General features: G+C 63.3%; 9 protein-coding genes and 1 pseudogene. 1 reads left to right on the forward strand and 9 read right to left on the reverse strand.

Features of this window, described 5'->3' with window-relative positions:
• Positions 1 to 32: 32 nt before the first annotated feature.
• From P9255_RS11400 to P9255_RS11435, 8 genes and pseudogenes are all read right to left on the reverse strand, one after another.
• Positions 33 to 1,211 (reverse strand): acetyl-CoA C-acyltransferase, encoded by a 1,179-nt coding sequence (locus tag P9255_RS11400; protein ID WP_309767645.1) that lies wholly within the window; start codon positions 1,209 to 1,211, stop codon positions 33 to 35.
• 40 nt (positions 1,212 to 1,251) lie between these two features.
• Positions 1,252 to 3,334: pseudogene (locus tag P9255_RS11405) on the reverse strand (3-hydroxyacyl-CoA dehydrogenase NAD-binding domain-containing protein).
• A gap of 182 nt (positions 3,335 to 3,516) precedes the next feature.
• Complete coding sequence (locus P9255_RS11410; protein ID WP_309789499.1) at positions 3,517 to 4,896, reverse strand: IS4 family transposase; 1,380 nt, start codon at positions 4,894 to 4,896, stop codon at positions 3,517 to 3,519.
• Between the two features lie 882 nt (positions 4,897 to 5,778).
• A complete protein-coding gene (locus P9255_RS11415) occupies positions 5,779 to 6,003 on the reverse strand; it encodes a hypothetical protein (protein WP_309789500.1) in 225 nt (74 codons plus the stop codon).
• Positions 6,004 to 6,135: 132 nt separating this feature from the next.
• Complete coding sequence (locus P9255_RS11420) at positions 6,136 to 6,417, reverse strand: hypothetical protein (protein WP_309767642.1); 282 nt, start codon at positions 6,415 to 6,417, stop codon at positions 6,136 to 6,138.
• 130 nt (positions 6,418 to 6,547) lie between these two features.
• Entirely contained in the window at positions 6,548 to 8,464 is a 1,917-nt protein-coding gene (locus tag P9255_RS11425) for an EAL domain-containing protein (RefSeq protein ID WP_309767640.1), read from the reverse strand.
• On the reverse strand, positions 8,461 to 8,985 hold the full coding sequence (locus tag P9255_RS11430; protein WP_309767638.1) for a YfiR family protein: 525 nt from the start codon (positions 8,983 to 8,985) through the stop codon (positions 8,461 to 8,463). The genes P9255_RS11425 and P9255_RS11430 overlap by 4 nt, the downstream gene beginning before the upstream one ends.
• A complete protein-coding gene (locus P9255_RS11435) occupies positions 8,985 to 11,030 on the reverse strand; it encodes a TonB-dependent receptor domain-containing protein (protein WP_309767637.1) in 2,046 nt (681 codons plus the stop codon). Before P9255_RS11435 ends, P9255_RS11430 begins: the two co-directional genes overlap by 1 nt.
• Positions 11,031 to 11,240: 210 nt before the next feature.
• Between P9255_RS11435 and P9255_RS11440 the strand changes: the two genes are divergently transcribed.
• Positions 11,241 to 13,487: a PAS domain S-box protein gene (locus tag P9255_RS11440; protein ID WP_309789501.1), complete on the forward strand. Its 2,247-nt coding sequence runs from the start codon at positions 11,241 to 11,243 to the stop codon at positions 13,485 to 13,487.
• Between the two features lies 1 nt (position 13,488).
• Here P9255_RS11440 and P9255_RS11445 read toward each other — a convergent pair whose 3' ends face one another.
• Positions 13,489 to 16,689, reverse strand: coding sequence for a PAS domain-containing protein (locus P9255_RS11445; RefSeq protein ID WP_309789502.1), 3,201 nt, complete (start codon positions 16,687 to 16,689; stop codon positions 13,489 to 13,491).
• Positions 16,690 to 17,397 lie beyond the last annotated feature (708 nt).

Consider the following 17,397-nt stretch of genomic DNA (forward strand, 5'->3'; position numbering starts at 1 on the left):
GGGAAAGGATCAGCGACATGCCGCGCTCCTTGTCAAAGCACTTCGAAAAGGCCGGCGGCGCCCTGACCGCCGCCGATGCACATCGTCACGACGACGTGCTTCACGCCGCGCCGCTTGCCTTCGATCAACGCATGCCCGACCAGACGCGCGCCCGATACGCCGTACGGATGCCCGACCGCGATCGCGCCGCCGTTCACGTTCAGCCGATCCATCGGGATGCCGAGCGTGTCCGCGCAATACAGCACCTGCACGGCGAACGCTTCGTTCAGTTCCCACAGGCCGATGTCGTCGACAGCAAGACCCGCTTTCTTCAACAGCTTTGGCACCGCGAACACGGGACCGATGCCCATTTCATCCGGCTCGCATCCGGTGACGGCGAAGCCGCGGAACACGCCGAGCGGCTGCAAGCCCTTCGCGGCGGCGGTGCGCGCGTTCATCACGACAGCCGCCGATGCGCCATCCGAGAACTGCGACGCATTGCCCGCCGAAACGACACCGCCCGCGAACGCGGTCCGAATCTTCGACACGCCTTCGAGCGTGGTATCGGCGCGGATGCCTTCGTCGGCGGCGATCGTGACCTCGCGGCTGACGATCTGACCCGTGGCCTTGTCGGTGATGCCGGCGAGCACGGTCATCGCCACGATTTCGTCGTTGAAGAGGCCGGCCGCCTGCGCCGCCGCCGCACGCTGCTGGCTGCGCACGCCGTACTCGTCCTGGCGCTCCTTCGATACGCCGTAGCGCTTCGCGACCTGCTCGGCGGTCTGCAGCATGCTCCAGTAGATTTCCGGCTTCTGGCGGGCGAGCCACGGATCCGCGGCGAAGGTCTGATTCATCTGCCGCTGCGTCCATGAGATGCTTTCGACGCCGCCCGCGACGAACACGTCGCCTTCCCCGGCGATCACGCGCTGAGCCGCCATCGCGATAGCCTGCAGGCCGGACGAGCAGAAACGATTCACGGTTGCGCCCGGCACGCTGACGGGACATCCGGCGCGCAACGCGATCTGCCGCGCGATATTGCCGCCCGTCGCGCCTTCCGGATTCGCGCAGCCGATCAGCACGTCCTCCACTTCGCCGGCCTCGATGCCCGCGCGCGCAATGGCGTGCTGCACGGCGTGTCCGCCGAGGGACGCGCCGTGCGTCATGTTGAACGCGCCTTTCCAGCTTTTCGCGAGCGCGGTGCGCGCGGTCGATACGATTACTGCGTCAGTCATGTCGTGTCCCTCTGCCGTTCTTTTGGAAAGCGCCGCGCGCTCAGTCGTTGAAGCCCTTGCCGTCGTTTGCCCGTTCTTCGAGCGAACGGGCGATGCGCCACGCATGTCCCTGATAGCCCTTCGCATAGCGCCGCATCGCCTGTGCGACGTTGAAGAGTCCGACCTGATCCGCGTACAGCATCGGGCCGCCCCGGAACTTCGGAAAGCCGTAGCCGTTGAGATAAACCATGTCGATATCCGACGCCTTGGAAGCGATGCCCTCCTCGAGAATCAGCGCGCCCTCGTTCACGAGCGCGTAGATCAGCCGTTCGACGATCTCGGCGTCGCTGATCTTGCGGCGCGTCACGCCGATTTCACTGGAATGGCGCACGATCATGTCGTTGACGACCGGGCTCGGGTACGCCTTGCGATCGCCCGGCTTGTAGTCGTACCAGCCGGCTGCGGTCTTCTGCCCGAAGCGGCCCATTTCGCACAGCAGGTCGCCGGTCTTCGAGTAGTTGAACTCCGGCTGCTCGACCGCGCGCCGCTTGCGAATGGCCCAGGCGATATCGTTGCCGGCCATGTCGATCATGCGGAACGGGCCCATTGCAAAGCCGAATTGCTCGATCGCGCGATCCACCTGCTCGGGCAATGCGCCCTCGTCCAGCAGAAAGCCCGCCTGGCGGCTGTACTGCTCCAGCATTCGATTGCCGATGAAGCCGTCGCACACGCCCGACACCACCGCGACCTTGCCGATTTTCTTTGCGAGTTGCATCACCGTGGCGAGCACGTCGTGGGACGTCTTGTCGCCGCGCACGACTTCGAGCAGCTTCATTACGTTGGCCGGACTGAAGAAATGCAGCCCGACCACGTCTTGTGGCCGCCGCGTGAACGACGCGATGCGGTTCACATCGAGCGTCGAGCTATTGGACGCGAGGATCGCGCCCGGCTTCATGACTTCGTCGAGCGTGCGGAACACCGTTTCCTTCACGCCCAGTTCTTCGAACACCGCTTCGATCACGAGATCGGCGTTCGCGATGTCCTTGTACGACAGCGTGGTCGACAACAGGCTCATGCGCGTTTCGAGCGCGTCCTGACTGAGCTTGCCTTTCTTCGCGGTGTTCTCGTAATTGCGGCGGATGGTCGCGACACCGCGTTCCAGTGCATCGGCTTTCGTTTCGAGCACGGTCACGGGAATGCCCGCGTTCAGGAACGTCATGGCGATACCGCCGCCCATCGTGCCCGCACCGATGACCGCGACCCTGGCGATGGTGCGCGCGGGTGTATCGGCGGGTACGTCGGGGATGCGGCTCGCGGCGCGTTCGCCAAGAAAAGCGTGCCGCAATGCGCGCGCTTCCGGCGTGCCGAGCAGTTCCATGAAACGGCGGCGCTCCTCGCGCAGGCCTTCATCGAACGGTCTGAGCGATGCGGCGATGGCCTCCACGCATTGCAGCGGCGCGGGGAACGGCCCGGCGCCAGCCGCGACCGTCGTGCGCGCGAAGCCCAGATACGCTTCGGGGCTCGCATGACGGACCGCAAGATTGCGCACCCTGGGATGCGGCTCCGACGCCCGCGCGATCCGACGCGCGAAGCCGACTGCCGCTTCGAGCACGTCGCCATCGACGAGTTCGTCGAAGAGGCGCGTATCGGCGAGCTTTTCCGCAAGCACGGTCTTGCCCGACACGATCATGTTCAACGCCGCTTCGAGGCCGATCACGCGAGGCAGGCGCTGCGTGCCGCCGGCGCCCGGCAGCAGGCCGAGATTCACTTCCGGCAACGCGATCTGCGTGCCTTTCGCCGCAATCCGATAGTGGCAGCCGAGCGCGAGTTCCAGACCGCCGCCCATCGCGAACCGAACGAATGGCCGCGACGACCGGCTTGCCCGACGCCTCGATCATCTCGATGACGGTATGCAGGCTCGGCTCCCGAAAGGCTTTCGGCGTACCGAATTCGCGGATGTCCGCACCGCCCGAGAATGCCTTTCCCGAGCCAGTCAGCACGATGGCCTGGACCGATGAATCGTCGAGCGCGCGCGTCATGCCCTCCACGATGCCGACGTGCGTGCGATGGCCGAGGCCATTGACAGGAGGATTGTCCAACGTGATGACGGCTACTGCGTCACGGACCTGATAGTGCGCTGTCATGCGGGTTCCTTGTATGTCTCGATGTTGTCGTCGGCGCGGCGGACGGGCGCGAACGGGCCCGGGCGAGCGCGACACGCGCCTCGCCTGCGCGACACTGCCCGCCTGAACGTTTAAGAGGTTAATCAGCTTTGGCCGTTCGTTTCCCCCCTCGTTAAGAGCTCACCTTTACCCACAAAGTGGAATCACTCGTTTTGCCGGAAGATCCGATACATCTCGGTGATCTCGTGCAAGGTGAGAAAGCCGCGCCACATGACGGTCGGTCCGGGTGGCGTGTCATGCTTGCGATTCAGATATCCGCCGAGCTTGGCGATCCACAACACGACTTGTGCAAGTGTTGGGGGGGCGTCAGGCAGTTTGGTCGTGCCATGTACGCGGCAGTACAACGCGCGCCATTCGACCGGCTGTAGCAACACCTCGCATGGCAAGTCGCCGTCCATCCGGGCGAGCAGCGTCGCGTACAGAATACGCCAGCTGATCACTGCAAATAGCGCAGTGGCCCGCACGAAGCGATCGAGGTTGCCGAATTGCCGCGCCTCGACACGGCACCCGCTCTTGAGCACGCGATGCCATGATTCGATGGTCCACCGGCGGGCGTACCATGCGAGACGTTCAAGGGCTTCGGCGTGCGTTCGCGTGGGCACCGAACTTAGCAGCAGCCATTCGAGCGGCTCGATGCCTTCGCTGGTGTCAGTCTCCAGGGCGTGGATGGCAAACACTTCAACTTCCGGTAACTTCTCGCTGCGACGCGCGCGCGGTGGGCGAAGCCGCACTGGGATACAGCGCACTGTCAGGCGTGCGGTGCGCGCCAGCCTCTTCGCGGTGGCAGGCACCTGGAGTTCGGTTTCGCCCAACACTGGCGCGGCTAGCACGGTTTGCCAGAGATACGCTTCGGGGTGGGCGACGCGCCGATTCCAGGACGCGCGGACTAGCCAATCGACGCCAGCAGGCCGGTTGGCCAAAAACACGTCATAGACGTCGCCCTCGCGATCGCTCACGCCGACGATGCGCGTGTTCGGGCAGTACGCCTTGAGTGCGGCAAGATGCTCGCTACCTTCGAGCCACTTGACGCTCTCCTTCTCACGGATAGTCCGGTGCCTGCGTTGGTGTTTCTTGCCGAATTCTTCCTGCGGGCGCACCCAGGTCTTCATGCCCAGCACACCAAGTGGCAAGCCCTCGGGTGTAACCGCCAGCAGGCTGTGCATCAGGAACCCGCGTTCGTTACCGCCCGTGCCATAGCCCAGACCCTGTGTCGCCGGCAGATGGGTGAGATTGAATTCGGTCGTGTCCTGGGCCGCCAGCACGATTGGCAACTGCCGCATGCGATTCAGCGTCTGGCCAATATGCGAGCCCAGCACGCCGTCGGTATTGACCTGCGGATTGTCGAAAAAACGGTACGCCGCCTTGAGCTGCGGGCCATCAAGCGACTGCGGAAACGAGCACTGTGGACTGAGCGACAGCCGGCGCGCGAGCGCAACCAGACGCTGAGTCAGGCGTGCGTCGCCCAGCTCAGCCGCGCCGAACTCCTCATTCGCCCAGTCGTCAAGCTCGTCGGTGTCAGGCACTGCCGTACATCGCCGTCAACGAAGTGCATCGACGTTAACATCGCCTACCGTCGTTTACAAGCACGTTCGGCCTTGCAACATTGCTGCCGTCCCGACTTGTGGGGAATCCTCAGCGTTAAGAGAGGGACGGGCCCGGCGCGGACCATCCTGTTCTGCCGATGCAGCCGGCGCGACGGCACCATCCGCAGGCGCTGGCGCAGCAACGCTCGACCGGCTGACCGCGCGCGAGAGCCGTGAAAGTCGCGGTGCTTACGAGGCGACATACGATCCATCGACGCCGGGAAAGGCGTGCGGCCCTTTCACTCGCGGTGGCTCGGGCATCCGCGATAGCCGCGCCGCTATGGACGGGCGCGTCGTTCTTCGCCGACATCGCACGATCTGCGCGGCGCGGGTTGTAGTCGCGGCTGGAACGGGCTGGCAGCGATCCGTCGCATGTTGCTGATACTTGTCACGCGCCGCCTTGTTGTAACGATGCGTGCGGGTTGAGGCTCGCCACCACGAGGAGGCCCACGAACATCAGCACGCCGTGCGCGGCAGACTCGCGCCGATCGCAGCCCGATACACCGCCGCGATCCGCACCACCGCCATGAAGCGTGACTCTCGATGAATACGCCGAACAGCGGACCCGCGACACGGCTCATTTCCAACGCGGCAGAGAAGCGATCACATTACGTCCGCGCTCGCGCAGCGGCACGATGCTGCCGAAAAGCGTTTGAGACATCGTCATAGGCCGACTGCGCCGCGCCGAACGGCGCGTAAGCCGCCAGAAAGATGCCGATGCTCGCCGCGACGCCGTACATGTCCAAGAGCTAGCCATAGGGCGGCCCGCTCACGGTCGAGCCGAGGTCGGCAAGGATGCTGCGACGAACCACGTCGGGTGATTCAGGCCGCCGAGTTCGCCGGCGATGAGGAGAGCGCCGTCGACACGATGCTCTGATCGAGCGCGGCAAGCATGATCGCGAGAAAGCAGCCGGCGAATACGCGGCGGCGCTGTTGCGATGGAATGGCGGGCGACGATGGGAATGCAAGCGCGAATCGCCGTGTGAAGGCGACGGTCACATCCCCGACAGTGAGCCGCAAGGCCGGCCGGCTCTTACCGTCCGTCAACGGTTTGCCGGCGCATGATGCGTACCGGCTTGTGGGTCCTCCGGGTCCGCAGAACGGCGATCCGGTGATTGAACGTGTTCATGGCCATCGACGGCGAAGCATGCAGCGCCGAACGATGGCCGCGCAATAAGATCAGGAGCCCTTGTAGACGTTACAGGCCAGTCCCGCCGGGCAATTCGCCGGGTTTTGTCCCCGCACCCATTCGCCGTAATTGCGCGCGCCGGCATTCGTTGCGCCATACGTCGAGCCGCCGTAGTCCGCGCCTCGATAGGTGGACGGGCCGTAGGTGGCCGTGCTTGCATCGCTCGTGTGTGATGCGCCGGCCGTCGGCGCGCCCTGCTCTTGTGCGATGGCAGCCCCGCTCGAGATGAAAGCACCAGCGGCGGCAATCGTGAAAAGATGACGTAGTTTCATGTTGATTCCTCTCGCAAGTTGGTTCGCTGCGGCGGATGCTGACAGCTTCCATCCGCGTCCTCAGCGGTATTCATCTGAGCAACTCGCGTACCCGGCACGCGCCTGGCCGAGACCGCATCGCCCGCTTCCACTACGCGAACTCGACGCGCCGGCCATGCTCCCTCGCCGCGATCGCTTCCTGCCTGACAAGGGCGCGGAACTGATCGAACGACATGGGTCGTCCGGTCAGAAAGCCTTGCACCACGTCGCAGCCAGCATCGACGAGCCAGGCAAGCTGCTTCGGCTCTTCGACGCCCTCGGCCACCGCGTGCAATCCGAAGCTATGCGCCATCGAAAGGATCGCGGTCACGATAGCCTGCCCGTCCTCCGGAATGCGTTCGATGAACGAGCGGTCGATTTTGAGCGCATTCACGGGAAACGCATGCAGATACGAAAGCGACGAATAGCCGGTTCCGAAGTCGTCGATGGACAAGAGCACGCCTGCATCGCGCAGACGATTCATCACCTCGATACCGGTCTCGCGGTTGGCGATCAGATGGCTTTCGGTCAGCTCCAGTTCGAGCAGCGCGGGCGGAAGCGCGCTGGCGTTCAGCGCCGCCATCACATCCTCGACAAAGTTCGGATGCCTTAACTGTCGCGCCGATACGTTCACCGCGACGCGCACGGCCGCGCCCGGCGACGATGCATTCCATGTCGCCGCCGCGACGCATGCGCGTTGCAGGATGGAGCGCCCGAGCAAGACGATCAGATCGCTGTTCTCGGCGATCGGAATGAACTCTCCGGGCGACACGATCCCTTCTTCCCCATGTGTCCAGCGCGCCAGCACTTCGGCGGCGACGAGCGTGCCGCTGCGGCATTCGAACTGCGGCTGGAAGACGAGATCGAGCGCATCGCTTTCCACGGCCTTGCGCAATTCCGCTTCGAGATAGGCGCGGCGATGCGCGGCGTCCATCATCTCGGCGGAGAATCCGACGACCGTGTTCTTGCCGCGGCTTTTCGCTTCGTATAGGGCGATGTCCGCGCTCGTCATGAGACTGCCGCTATCGTCGCCTGCTTCGGGAAAGCTCGCGTAACCGATGCTCGCGGTCACGTTGATCTCGCGCCCGCACAGCGTGGCCGGACGGCACAGCGCCGCGCCGATCTCGACCGCAAGGTCCGCAACCGCCGCCCGCTTCCACGAACTCGTCAGCGTGACCGCGAACTCGTCGCCGCCCATGCGGCTGACCATTGCGCGTCCGCCGACGCTGCTTTCGAGCACATGGGCGACGTGCTGCAACAGTTGATCGCCCGCGCCGTGGCCGAGCGTATCGTTCACGGTCTTGAAGTCGTCCAGGTCGATCAGCACGAGGCCCAGATAACGGTTCGGCTCCTTCGCGCCCGCGAGCCGTTCATCAAGCGACTCATAGAACGTGCGGCGGTTGGGCAGATTCGTGAGCGGATCGGTGCGCGCGAGATATTCGAGTTCGCGTTCGGCTTCGCCTACGCGCCGCCGCATGCGATTCATCACGAGCGTGGAGATCCATAACGCGCCGAGACATGCAACACCGAGAAAACATGCGTATTGCACGAGCTGCCGACGCACGAGATCGCTCGTCGCGACCAGCACCACATAGCCAAGCCGGTGCCCGTTATGCTCGATCGGCGCACGCACGAATACATCGCCCAGCGAAAGCGTCGTGCGCTGTTCGGCCGATTGCAGCGTGCCCTCTTCCGCTTCCGCCGGCGCGATGCCTTCGCGCGCATAGCGTGTGAAAAGCCGCCCGTCCCTGCGATAAACGCTGAGGCTCTCGACATACGCCACGCGGCCGAGCGAGCGCAGCACGTCTTTCATCGAGCGTTCGTCTTCGAACATCAGCGACGCACTGATGTTTTCCGATATCACCGAGGCCTGCAGCGTCGCGTCGTCGTAGAGCGCGCTGCGAAAGGCCACCGCCTGATACAGCAACAGCACGATGCTCGCGGCCACGAGCGCGATACCGACGCTCACCAGATTCGCGCGCACCGTGAGGCGTCCCGCGCTGCCCTTACGCGTGCCGGTGGATTTCACTTGAGCCTCCTTGCGAGCCGCAGCAATTTGGAACTGAGCACGAGCTTGCGGCGCACCGCTTCGCCGTTGTTGATCTCGAAGCGCAGATGATCGTCTTCCGCGACGAGTGCGATGACCGCATCGCCGGGCGTGATCGCGCCGACGCCCGCGACGATGAGCAGGGCATCGTCGGATGCGAAGGCATCGCGCATTGCGCCGCTCGTTTCATCGTTGCTCGCGATTGCGAGCACATCGCAATCGGCGAGCGTCTTGTCGGCGAGACTCGTGAAGCGCCACACGCGCGCGCCGACCGCACGGCCATTCAATGCCGCGAGCGCTTCTCGCAGCGGACTGCGCGCACTGGCGCAGACGCGCAGTTCAGCGTGATGCGTGCGATCGGCGGGCCATTGCGTGAATTGCGTGAAGTTGAAGATGTACGCGCTTTCGAGCTTGCGAAGATCCGTTTGCGCATGAACGCACCAGGCCCCGGCCGAACCTGCCGTGAAGACACATAGCGCGAGGTAGCGACGCAACGACATCATCAGAACCCGTAGACCAGTTTGGCGAGCAGGGTGCGGCTCTGCTGCACGATCACATTCTGCTGAAAGCCGGGGCCGGCGGGATCGGCATAGCGACGGTCGAACACGTTATAGAGCGACACCGACGCGTCTGCGCGCGGCACGAGCTTCGGACTATGCACGGTCAGATTCGCGATGCAATAGCCGCTTGCCGAACTCGTCTGCGCAAGGCGCGACGACATGCACTGAAACTCCGCGCCAGCGCGTGCGCGGGCAGCGAAGAACGGTGCGCTCACGTTGAGCTTGCCCATGTGACGCGGCGAGTTCTGCAATGCGCCGCCCAGGATCGAATCGCGCGAGAGCTGATACGAATAACTCGCGCGCACGCGCAGACTCGACGCGAACTGCTGCTGCCATGCGAGTTCCGCGCCGCGCGCCTGCGCACGTTCGACGTTGCGAAAGACGTAGAGACCGGTATCGGGATCGATGGACTCCGTGATGACATCGCGCAGCCGGTAGCGATACAGCGTGATGGTCGCGCGCCCCATGCCACCCAGCGCGCGTTCATAGACGAGTTGCTGCGTGCCGATATGCTCCGATTTCAGCATCGCATTCGCGAGCTGCCCGCCTTCGCCGGGAAACGCGTAGTACATCTCGTATGCGTTCGGCGCACGGTAAGCCGCGCCATAGATGAGCTTGAAGGTATCGCTCGAGGTTGGCTGCCAGATCAGCGCGATGCGGGGACTGAAGTTGCCGCCGACCTTGCTCTCGGTATCGTAGCGGCCGCCGATATCGAGCGTGAGCGGTTCGGCCAGCCTGATTTCATCGTCGATATAGACGCCGATGCGATGACTCACGCGATGATCGTCGAGCAATCGCTCGTACGGCGCGACGTTGTAATTCCACTGATCGCGCGCCGCGTTCAACGTGTAGTCAACACCGAACACAATGCGATTGCGCGGCACGGTACGCACGGTCGCGTGCACATCGCCGCCGTACCACAACGCGTGATCGCCATCGACGTTTGCAATGCCGGGCGCCGGCGGATTGATCTGCCGGCTCGTGTAGTCGTAGTGACCGCCATACGCTTCGTAGTCGATCGCGATGCCCTCGCGCAGCGTCTGCCGGTACGTGGCATCGAAGAAGGCATGCGTATCCGTCACGCTGAACGGTGCGTTGAAGATGGCGTCGTAAGGCGCGCCCGGCACGTTCTTCGTGCGATTGCCGTATCCCGCGCTGATGCGGAAGTCGCCGATGCCGAACTTCGCGAAGAGCTTCTGATTGCGCTCGCCATCGAGATTGCGGGCGACGCCGTTGTTCTGATCGGGCGTATCGAATTCGGGGTAGTACAAGTCCTGTCCGTGACGTTCATACGCCGTTGCGGACAACAGGAGATCGGCATTGCCTGCCCCGTGCCAGCCATAAGTCACGCGCGCCTCCTTCTCGCCGAAGCTGCCGGCCGCGCCTGCAATCTGCGCACCGCCTATGTCCGTGCCCTTCTTCGTGATCACGTTGACAATGCCGAACAGCGCGTTCGATCCATACACGGCCGAGCCCGGACCCGGTATGTACTCGATGCGATCGACGAGATCCATGTCCACCGGAAAGTCCGATCCGACAGCCGCCTGATCGTAGACCGCATCGTTCAGGCGCATGCCGTCGACCAGCAGAAGAAAGCGGCTGTTGTAGTCGCCCGGACGCTGAAAGCCGCGCGCGCCGAGATACGCATACATGCGATCGGATGTGACATACAGGCCGGGCAGCGTTGCGAGCGCATCGGCAAGCGTGCGCCAGCCATGATCGCGAATATCGTCGGAGGTGAGGATCGTGACGGCGGCCGGCGCGCTCGATGCAGGCTGCGAGATGCGCGTCGCTCCGCTGACAGTCATGTTCATCAGCGATTCGAGCGGCAAGGACGCGAGATCATCGCCCGCGAGCGATGACGCGACCGCGGCTTCGACGGGCGCCGCCGCAATGCCGAACGTCGCCGCCATGACGAGCCCTGCAAGCCAGGGCAGCCACGAAACGGCGAAGCACGAACGGATGAGAGAGGCACCTCGGAGCGACATCTGTACGTCTGGATATATGAGCGTCTGTGCCTCGTTATCGGCATAAATGTCCGAAGGCTTGAGCCGGTTGCGTGTGCTCCCCGTTGCTGCGCGAGTTCCATCGGCAAATTTTTCTGAAGACGTGACGCTGACGATCTGCCTTCAGCCGCGTCAGGACTTGCCGTAAACCATGCATCGTCTGCCACGGACGAACCCCTTTTCAGACCATCCATGCAAGTTGCCCCGCTGCCATTCAACGAGAACGATCGACTGCGCGTGCTGCGCAGCCTCGCGATTCTCGATACGCCCGCCGAAGAGGTGTTCGACCGTCTCACGCGAGTGCTGGCGCACATGCTTCATGTGCCGATGGCGCTGATCACGTTCATCGACTCGGAGCGTCAGTGGTTCAAATCGCGCGTCGGTGTGACGGCGTGCGAGACATCGCGGGAAGTCGCCTTCTGCGCACATGCGCTGACGGCCGAAGACATGCTGGTCGTCGAAGACGCGCGCCGCGATCCGCGTTTTCGCGACAATCCGGCGGTGACAGGGCCGATGTCCGTGCGTTTCTATGCAGGCGTGCCGCTGCGTTCCGCGGACGGCTACGTGCTGGGCACGCTGTGCGCAATCGATACCGTCGAACGCAGCCTGTCGCACGATGAACGCGCCGCGATGCGCGATCTCGCACGCACCGTCGAGCGTGAACTGCTCTCGCGCGAAACGGCCGTCTCGGCGCGCGCGTTGCATGAAGCCGATGCCGAAGCCATCCATCGATCCGAAGCGCGCTTTCGCACGATCTTCCAGCAGACGCCGACAGGAGCCGCTATCGTCGATCTCGATGGCGGCTTCATCGACGTGAATCCGCGCCTGTGCGAAATGGTCGGCTATAGCGCCGACGAACTGCTCGCACGAACCTTCCAGCAGATCACCGCAGAAGAAGACCTCGAACACGAGTTGCTCAACGTTGCCGACCTGCTTGCGGGCCGCATTGCAACCTACACGCTGGAAAAGCGCTACTTGCGCAAGGACGGCATCCGGCTGTGGATTCAGCTACATGTGTCGCTGGTGCGCGACGGATGCGGCGACCCGTTGCACTTCATCGCAGTCGTCGAGGATATCGGCGTGCGCAAGGAGAACGAGCGGTTGCAGATCGAACATCGCTTCGCGCTCGAAGAACAAGTCGCACGACGCACCGCTGAATTGCGCGCGCAGAACACGCATCTGCAAGCCGTCATCGACAATGCGCAGGATGCCTATGTTTGTATCGACGACGACGGCAACATCACTGAATGGAACGACGCAGCGGTACGCATGTTCGGCTGGACGCGGCATGAAGCGCTCGGCCGGCCGATGACCGAAACCATCATTCCACCGGAATGGCGCGATGCGCACGTCGCCGGGATGCGCCGCTTCTTGCGCACGAAAGTCGGATCGATTCTCTCCAAGGCAACCGAAGTCTCCGCGCTGCGGCGTTCCGGTGAAACCTTTCCCGCCGAACTGCGCATATCGACCGCGGCAACGGGCGGCGGGCATACGCTCTTCGCTTTCATCACCGACGTGAGCGAGCGCAAGCGCGTCGAAGCGGAAGTGGTCGAAAGCCGCGAAGCGGTGCAGAAGATCACGGATAGCCTGCCCGTCTTGATCGCTTATGTCAACAGGGACCTGCGTTATCAGTTCAACAACGACGGATATCGAAGGCTCATCGGCATGAGCACGGCATCGATGCGCGGGCAAGCGGTGGCCGCGGTCATGCCTGCGGCGCTGTATCGCGCGCTGTTGCCGTCGTTTCGGCGTGCGCTCGCGGGCGAGCGCGTACAGTGCGACGACATCGCGGAGAACGAGGTCAATCATCGCACGTGGAGCTTTTCGCTGGTGCCGGACCTGCGAGGCCGCGAAGTGATCGGCTTCTACATGATGGCGCAGGACGTGACCGATCGAAAAAAAGCAGAGCAACGGCTCGTCGTGCAGGCGATGCGCGATGCGCTGACCGGCCTGCCGAATCGTCGCGCGCTGTCGGCGCAACTTAATCGAGCAATCGCCGCCGATGCGTCTGCGCGGCGGCCCCTCGCCGTGTTCTTTCTCGATCTGGACGGCTTCAAGGCCGTGAACGACGCGCACGGACACGAAGCGGGCGACGCGTTGCTGCAGCAGGTCGGCAAGCGCCTTCAGCAAACCATACGGAGTACGGATTTTGTCGCCCGTCTTGCCGGCGACGAGTTCGTCATCCTGAGTCACGGCGTCGCGGAGGACACGAGCGCCGCGCGCATCGCCGAATCGATCTGCGAGGCATTGCGCACGCCGTTCCATGTGGCGGACCATGTCGTGACGATCGCCACGAGCGTTGGCGCAGTGGTATGGGACGGACGCGCCGCGACGACGCCCGATGCCCTCCTCGCCGCCGCCGACAAGGCGATGTACGAAGTCAAGCGCAAGGGGCGAAACGGTTACAGGATCGCGGCGCGCAGCCGCTGCTCCTTCTGAGTCACGACGTTTCGAACACGCGGCGAAGCGCGTTCGAGAGCGACGCCGTATCGTACGGCTTGCGTAACAGCACGACACCTTCCAGCAGAGGCGCATCGTTCTGTCCGGTCGCGAAGATGATGGAAAGACCCGGCTGCCGCTGGCGCGCGAGAAGCGCGAGTTCGTCGCCGGGAATGTCGGGCAGGCCGATGTCCGTCAGCAGAACGTCCACGTCGCGCTTGTCGAGCAAGGCGAGCGCCGATGCGGAATCGGTCGCCTCGCACACGGCATGACCGAAAGTTTCGAGCAATTCCACCGTGACGGCGCGGATGAGGTCATCGTCTTCAACATAGAGGATGCGCAGCTTCGACGACGCGTCCCCGGCCCCGCGATCCGCGTTCGAATGCAACAAATGACCCCGCTTGACGAATCCATTACCGAGCACGCGACGTATCTTGCGTGCAAGCGCCTCGCGCGAGTACGGCTTGCTCAGTAATTCGACGCCCGCATCGAGCCGGCCGCCGTGGACGATCGAATTCTCCGTATAGCCCGAAGTGAACAGCACCGCAATGCCGGGAATGCGTTCCCTTGCCTTGCGTGCGAGCTCCGTGCTTTTCATCGGGCCGGGCATCACGACGTCCGTGAACAGCAAGTCGATATGCACGCCGCTTTCCACGATGGCCAGTGCGCTGAGCGCATCGTTGGCGCGCAGCACGCGATAGCCCAGATCGTTCAGCATCTCGATGACCGTGGCGCGGACCTGTTCATCGTCCTCTGCGACGAGCACGACTTCCGTGCCGCCTTCCGCTGCGCTCAGGTCCGCGACCACGGGCTGAACTTCCGCTTCGACGGTGCGCGGCAGATAGAGCCTTACCGTCGTGCCGTGACCCTGTTCGCTATAGAGCTTGATGTGCCCGCCAGACTGTTTGACGAAGCCATAGACCATCGACAAGCCGAGTCCCGATCCTTTCCCTTCCGGCTTCGTCGAAAAGAACGGCTCGTAGGCCTTGTTCATGACCTCGGGCGTCATCCCGCTGCCGGTGTCCGTCACCGCGAGCATCACGTACTGGCCGGGTTCGACTTCGGGATGGCTGTATGAGTACGTATCGTCGAGAACGGCGTTGACGACTTCAATGGTCAGCTTGCCGTGGCCTTCCATCGCATCGCGCGCATTGATGGCGAGATTGAGGATAGCGTTCTCGAGTTGTCCCGGATCGACGAAGGTGTTCCAGAGGCCGCCGCTCATGACGGTCTCGACTTCGATTGCATCGCCGAGGCTTCGCCGCAACATGTCGTCCATTTCGGCGACGAGCCTTGCAAGGCGAACCGCCTTCGGTTCTAGCGCCTGCCGGCGTCCGAACGCGAGCAACTGACTCGCGAGCCGGCCGCCACGGTTCACGCCTGCAAGCGCCTGCTGCAAGCGACGTTCAGCCTTCTCGTTGCCGCGCACGTCTTTCGATAGCAACTGCAGGTTGCCCGAAATCACCTGAAGCAGATTATTGAAATCGTGCGCTACGCCGCCGGTGAGCTTGCCGATGGTCTCCATTCGCTGCGATTGCTGCAGCGCCAGCTCGGTCTGCCGCAGCGCTTCGGTGGCGGCCACGTCCGCGCTGATATCGCGGCCCACGGCATGAATGATGTCGTTATCGGGAACGGCGGTCCATGAAAGCGTGCAGTACCCGCCCTCGCGCCGGCGAAAGCGGTTCACGAACTTCAGGGTGCGCGTGCCTTGAGCGAGGCGCTGCACTTCATTGAGCGTGGGCGTGACGTCATCCCTGTGAACGAGATTCATGAAAGACTGCCCGATCAATTCGACGGGATGCCAGCCGAGCAGATCGGTCCACGCGGGATTCACGGACACGATGGACCCATCGAGCCCTGCAACGAGCATCAGGTCCGTTGAAAGACGCCACATGCGCTCACGATCGGCCGCGCTCTCCGCGACCTTCTGCTCGAGGTCTTCATTGACGCGCTCGAGAAAATGCGCCGCTGTCTTCTGATCGTGGATGTCCATGTTCACGCCGATCCAGCGCGTGATCGCGCCGTCCGCGTTGCGAACCGGCAGCGCCCGGCTCAGATGCCACCGGTACACGCCGTTGACGCCCCGCAGCCTCACTTCGCGTTCGAACGCCTCTTCGGCGCGAACCGCTTCGTTCCAAAGATCGTGCGCGCCGCTTAAATCGTCCGGATGCGTCACGGTCAACCAGCCTTCGTCGCGCAGGCTGCCCTCGGGGACTCCGGTGTACTGATAACTTCGCTCGTTGATCCAGTCGATGCGTCCGGACGCATCGGCCGACCAGACCTGGCACGGCAAGGCCTGCGCGAAGGTGCGAAACCGTTCTTCGCTCTCGCGCACTGCGCGCTGCGCTTCGATGTGTGCGGTGACGTCGTTGCCCTGAACGAAAACGCCCAGGATTTCACCCGCTGCGTCTCTGACGGGCTGATAGCTGAAGTCGAGATAGCGCGTCTCTCCCGCCATGCCCGCATGCCGGTTGAGCCTCACGGGTTCCGCGAGACGCGCGGTCGGCACGCCCTGATAGAAGGCGGCATCGAGCAGTTCGAAGAAGCCCTGACCCGCCACTTCGGGCAGCGCGTCCTTGACGGTCCTGCCGATGATGCCGCGTTCACCGACGAGTTCCATGTAGGCCGGATTCGCGAGTTCGAACACGTGTTGCGGCCCCGTCATCATGGCGATGAATCCCGGCGCTTGTTCGAACATGCGGCGCAGACGTTCGCGATCGTTCTGCAATGCGCGTTTCGCGCGGACCTTAGCCGTCGTTTCAACGACGATGGCCATCACGGCGACCGGCTCGCCGGCCTCGTCGTAGATGGGCGAGTAGTCGAGGTTCATCCACACCTGTTCAGGCACGCCGTTGCGATGCAGCGTCAGTTCCTGGTCCTCGTATCGCAACGTGCCGCCGCGCAGGCCGACCTTCATCACGTTGTCGTTGAAGTCGGCGACTTCGGGCCATCCTTCGCGCACATTCGAGCCGAGCAGCACGGGATGCCGGCCCGCGGCGAAGCCCGAGTAGGCGTCGTTGTAGAGCATGACGCCCGGTTCACCCCAAAGCGTCACGATGGGAACCGGCGACGACATGATGATCGACAGCGTGTTCTTCAGAATGGCGGGCCATGCCGCAATGGGGCCGAGGGGTGTTGCGGACCAGTCACGGGTCGCGATGATATCGGAACAGTTTCCACCTCCCGTCAAGAATGGCGGCATGACTTCGGTATTTTTGGGAGATGTCATCGAGGGAGAAGAGGCGCGGCCTTCGCAGGCGGGATAGTCGAACGATTGTACCTTTGCGTGCGTCTTTGTCCTCACCACCGGCGCCATCGACAGCAATTCTTTAGCGCGAAAAAAAACCCCGCCGTTGACTGAACGACGGGGTCCGGCTTAAAGCAATGCCGCTTACTTGCAGTGACGTTCCCAGTGATGATGAATGCGCACCTTGTGGCAGACCACACGATGATGCGAAGCTGCGAAAGCAGGTGCGATAGCGAAGAACGTGGTGCCTGCAACCAGAGCGGCGAGAACGGCCTTTTTCATGACTTGGCGATGTAGGAAATGAAGGAGGCGTCATGCTAGCAGCGCGAGTTTACGGACTCTTTGCAACGAGCGGCAATATGCATGGATCGTCGCCGTCTTGTCGCGCTGAGGCCACATGGTGTTTCCGACGCGCTCAAGAAATTACCGCTTGTAATGAGTTGCATCGGCGAACCGGTTCGCGCCCGGCAAGGCGGATCATGCAATTACTGCCCCTGACTCACTCGCCCCGCAATATTTACGCAATATTCCGTAACCCGCGCGACATCGCCTGGCCGATTCCCTGGCAATTCTCCGTGCTTTAATCCGCGCTCCGATGCGTCAACAGATCGATCGGAGAGCCGGTCCGCGTCGTCGCGCAGTCATGCGAGCGGCACGCCGACC

The organism is Caballeronia sp. LZ019 (assembly GCF_031450825.1).
Taxonomy (GTDB): Bacteria; Pseudomonadota; Gammaproteobacteria; order Burkholderiales; family Burkholderiaceae; genus Caballeronia.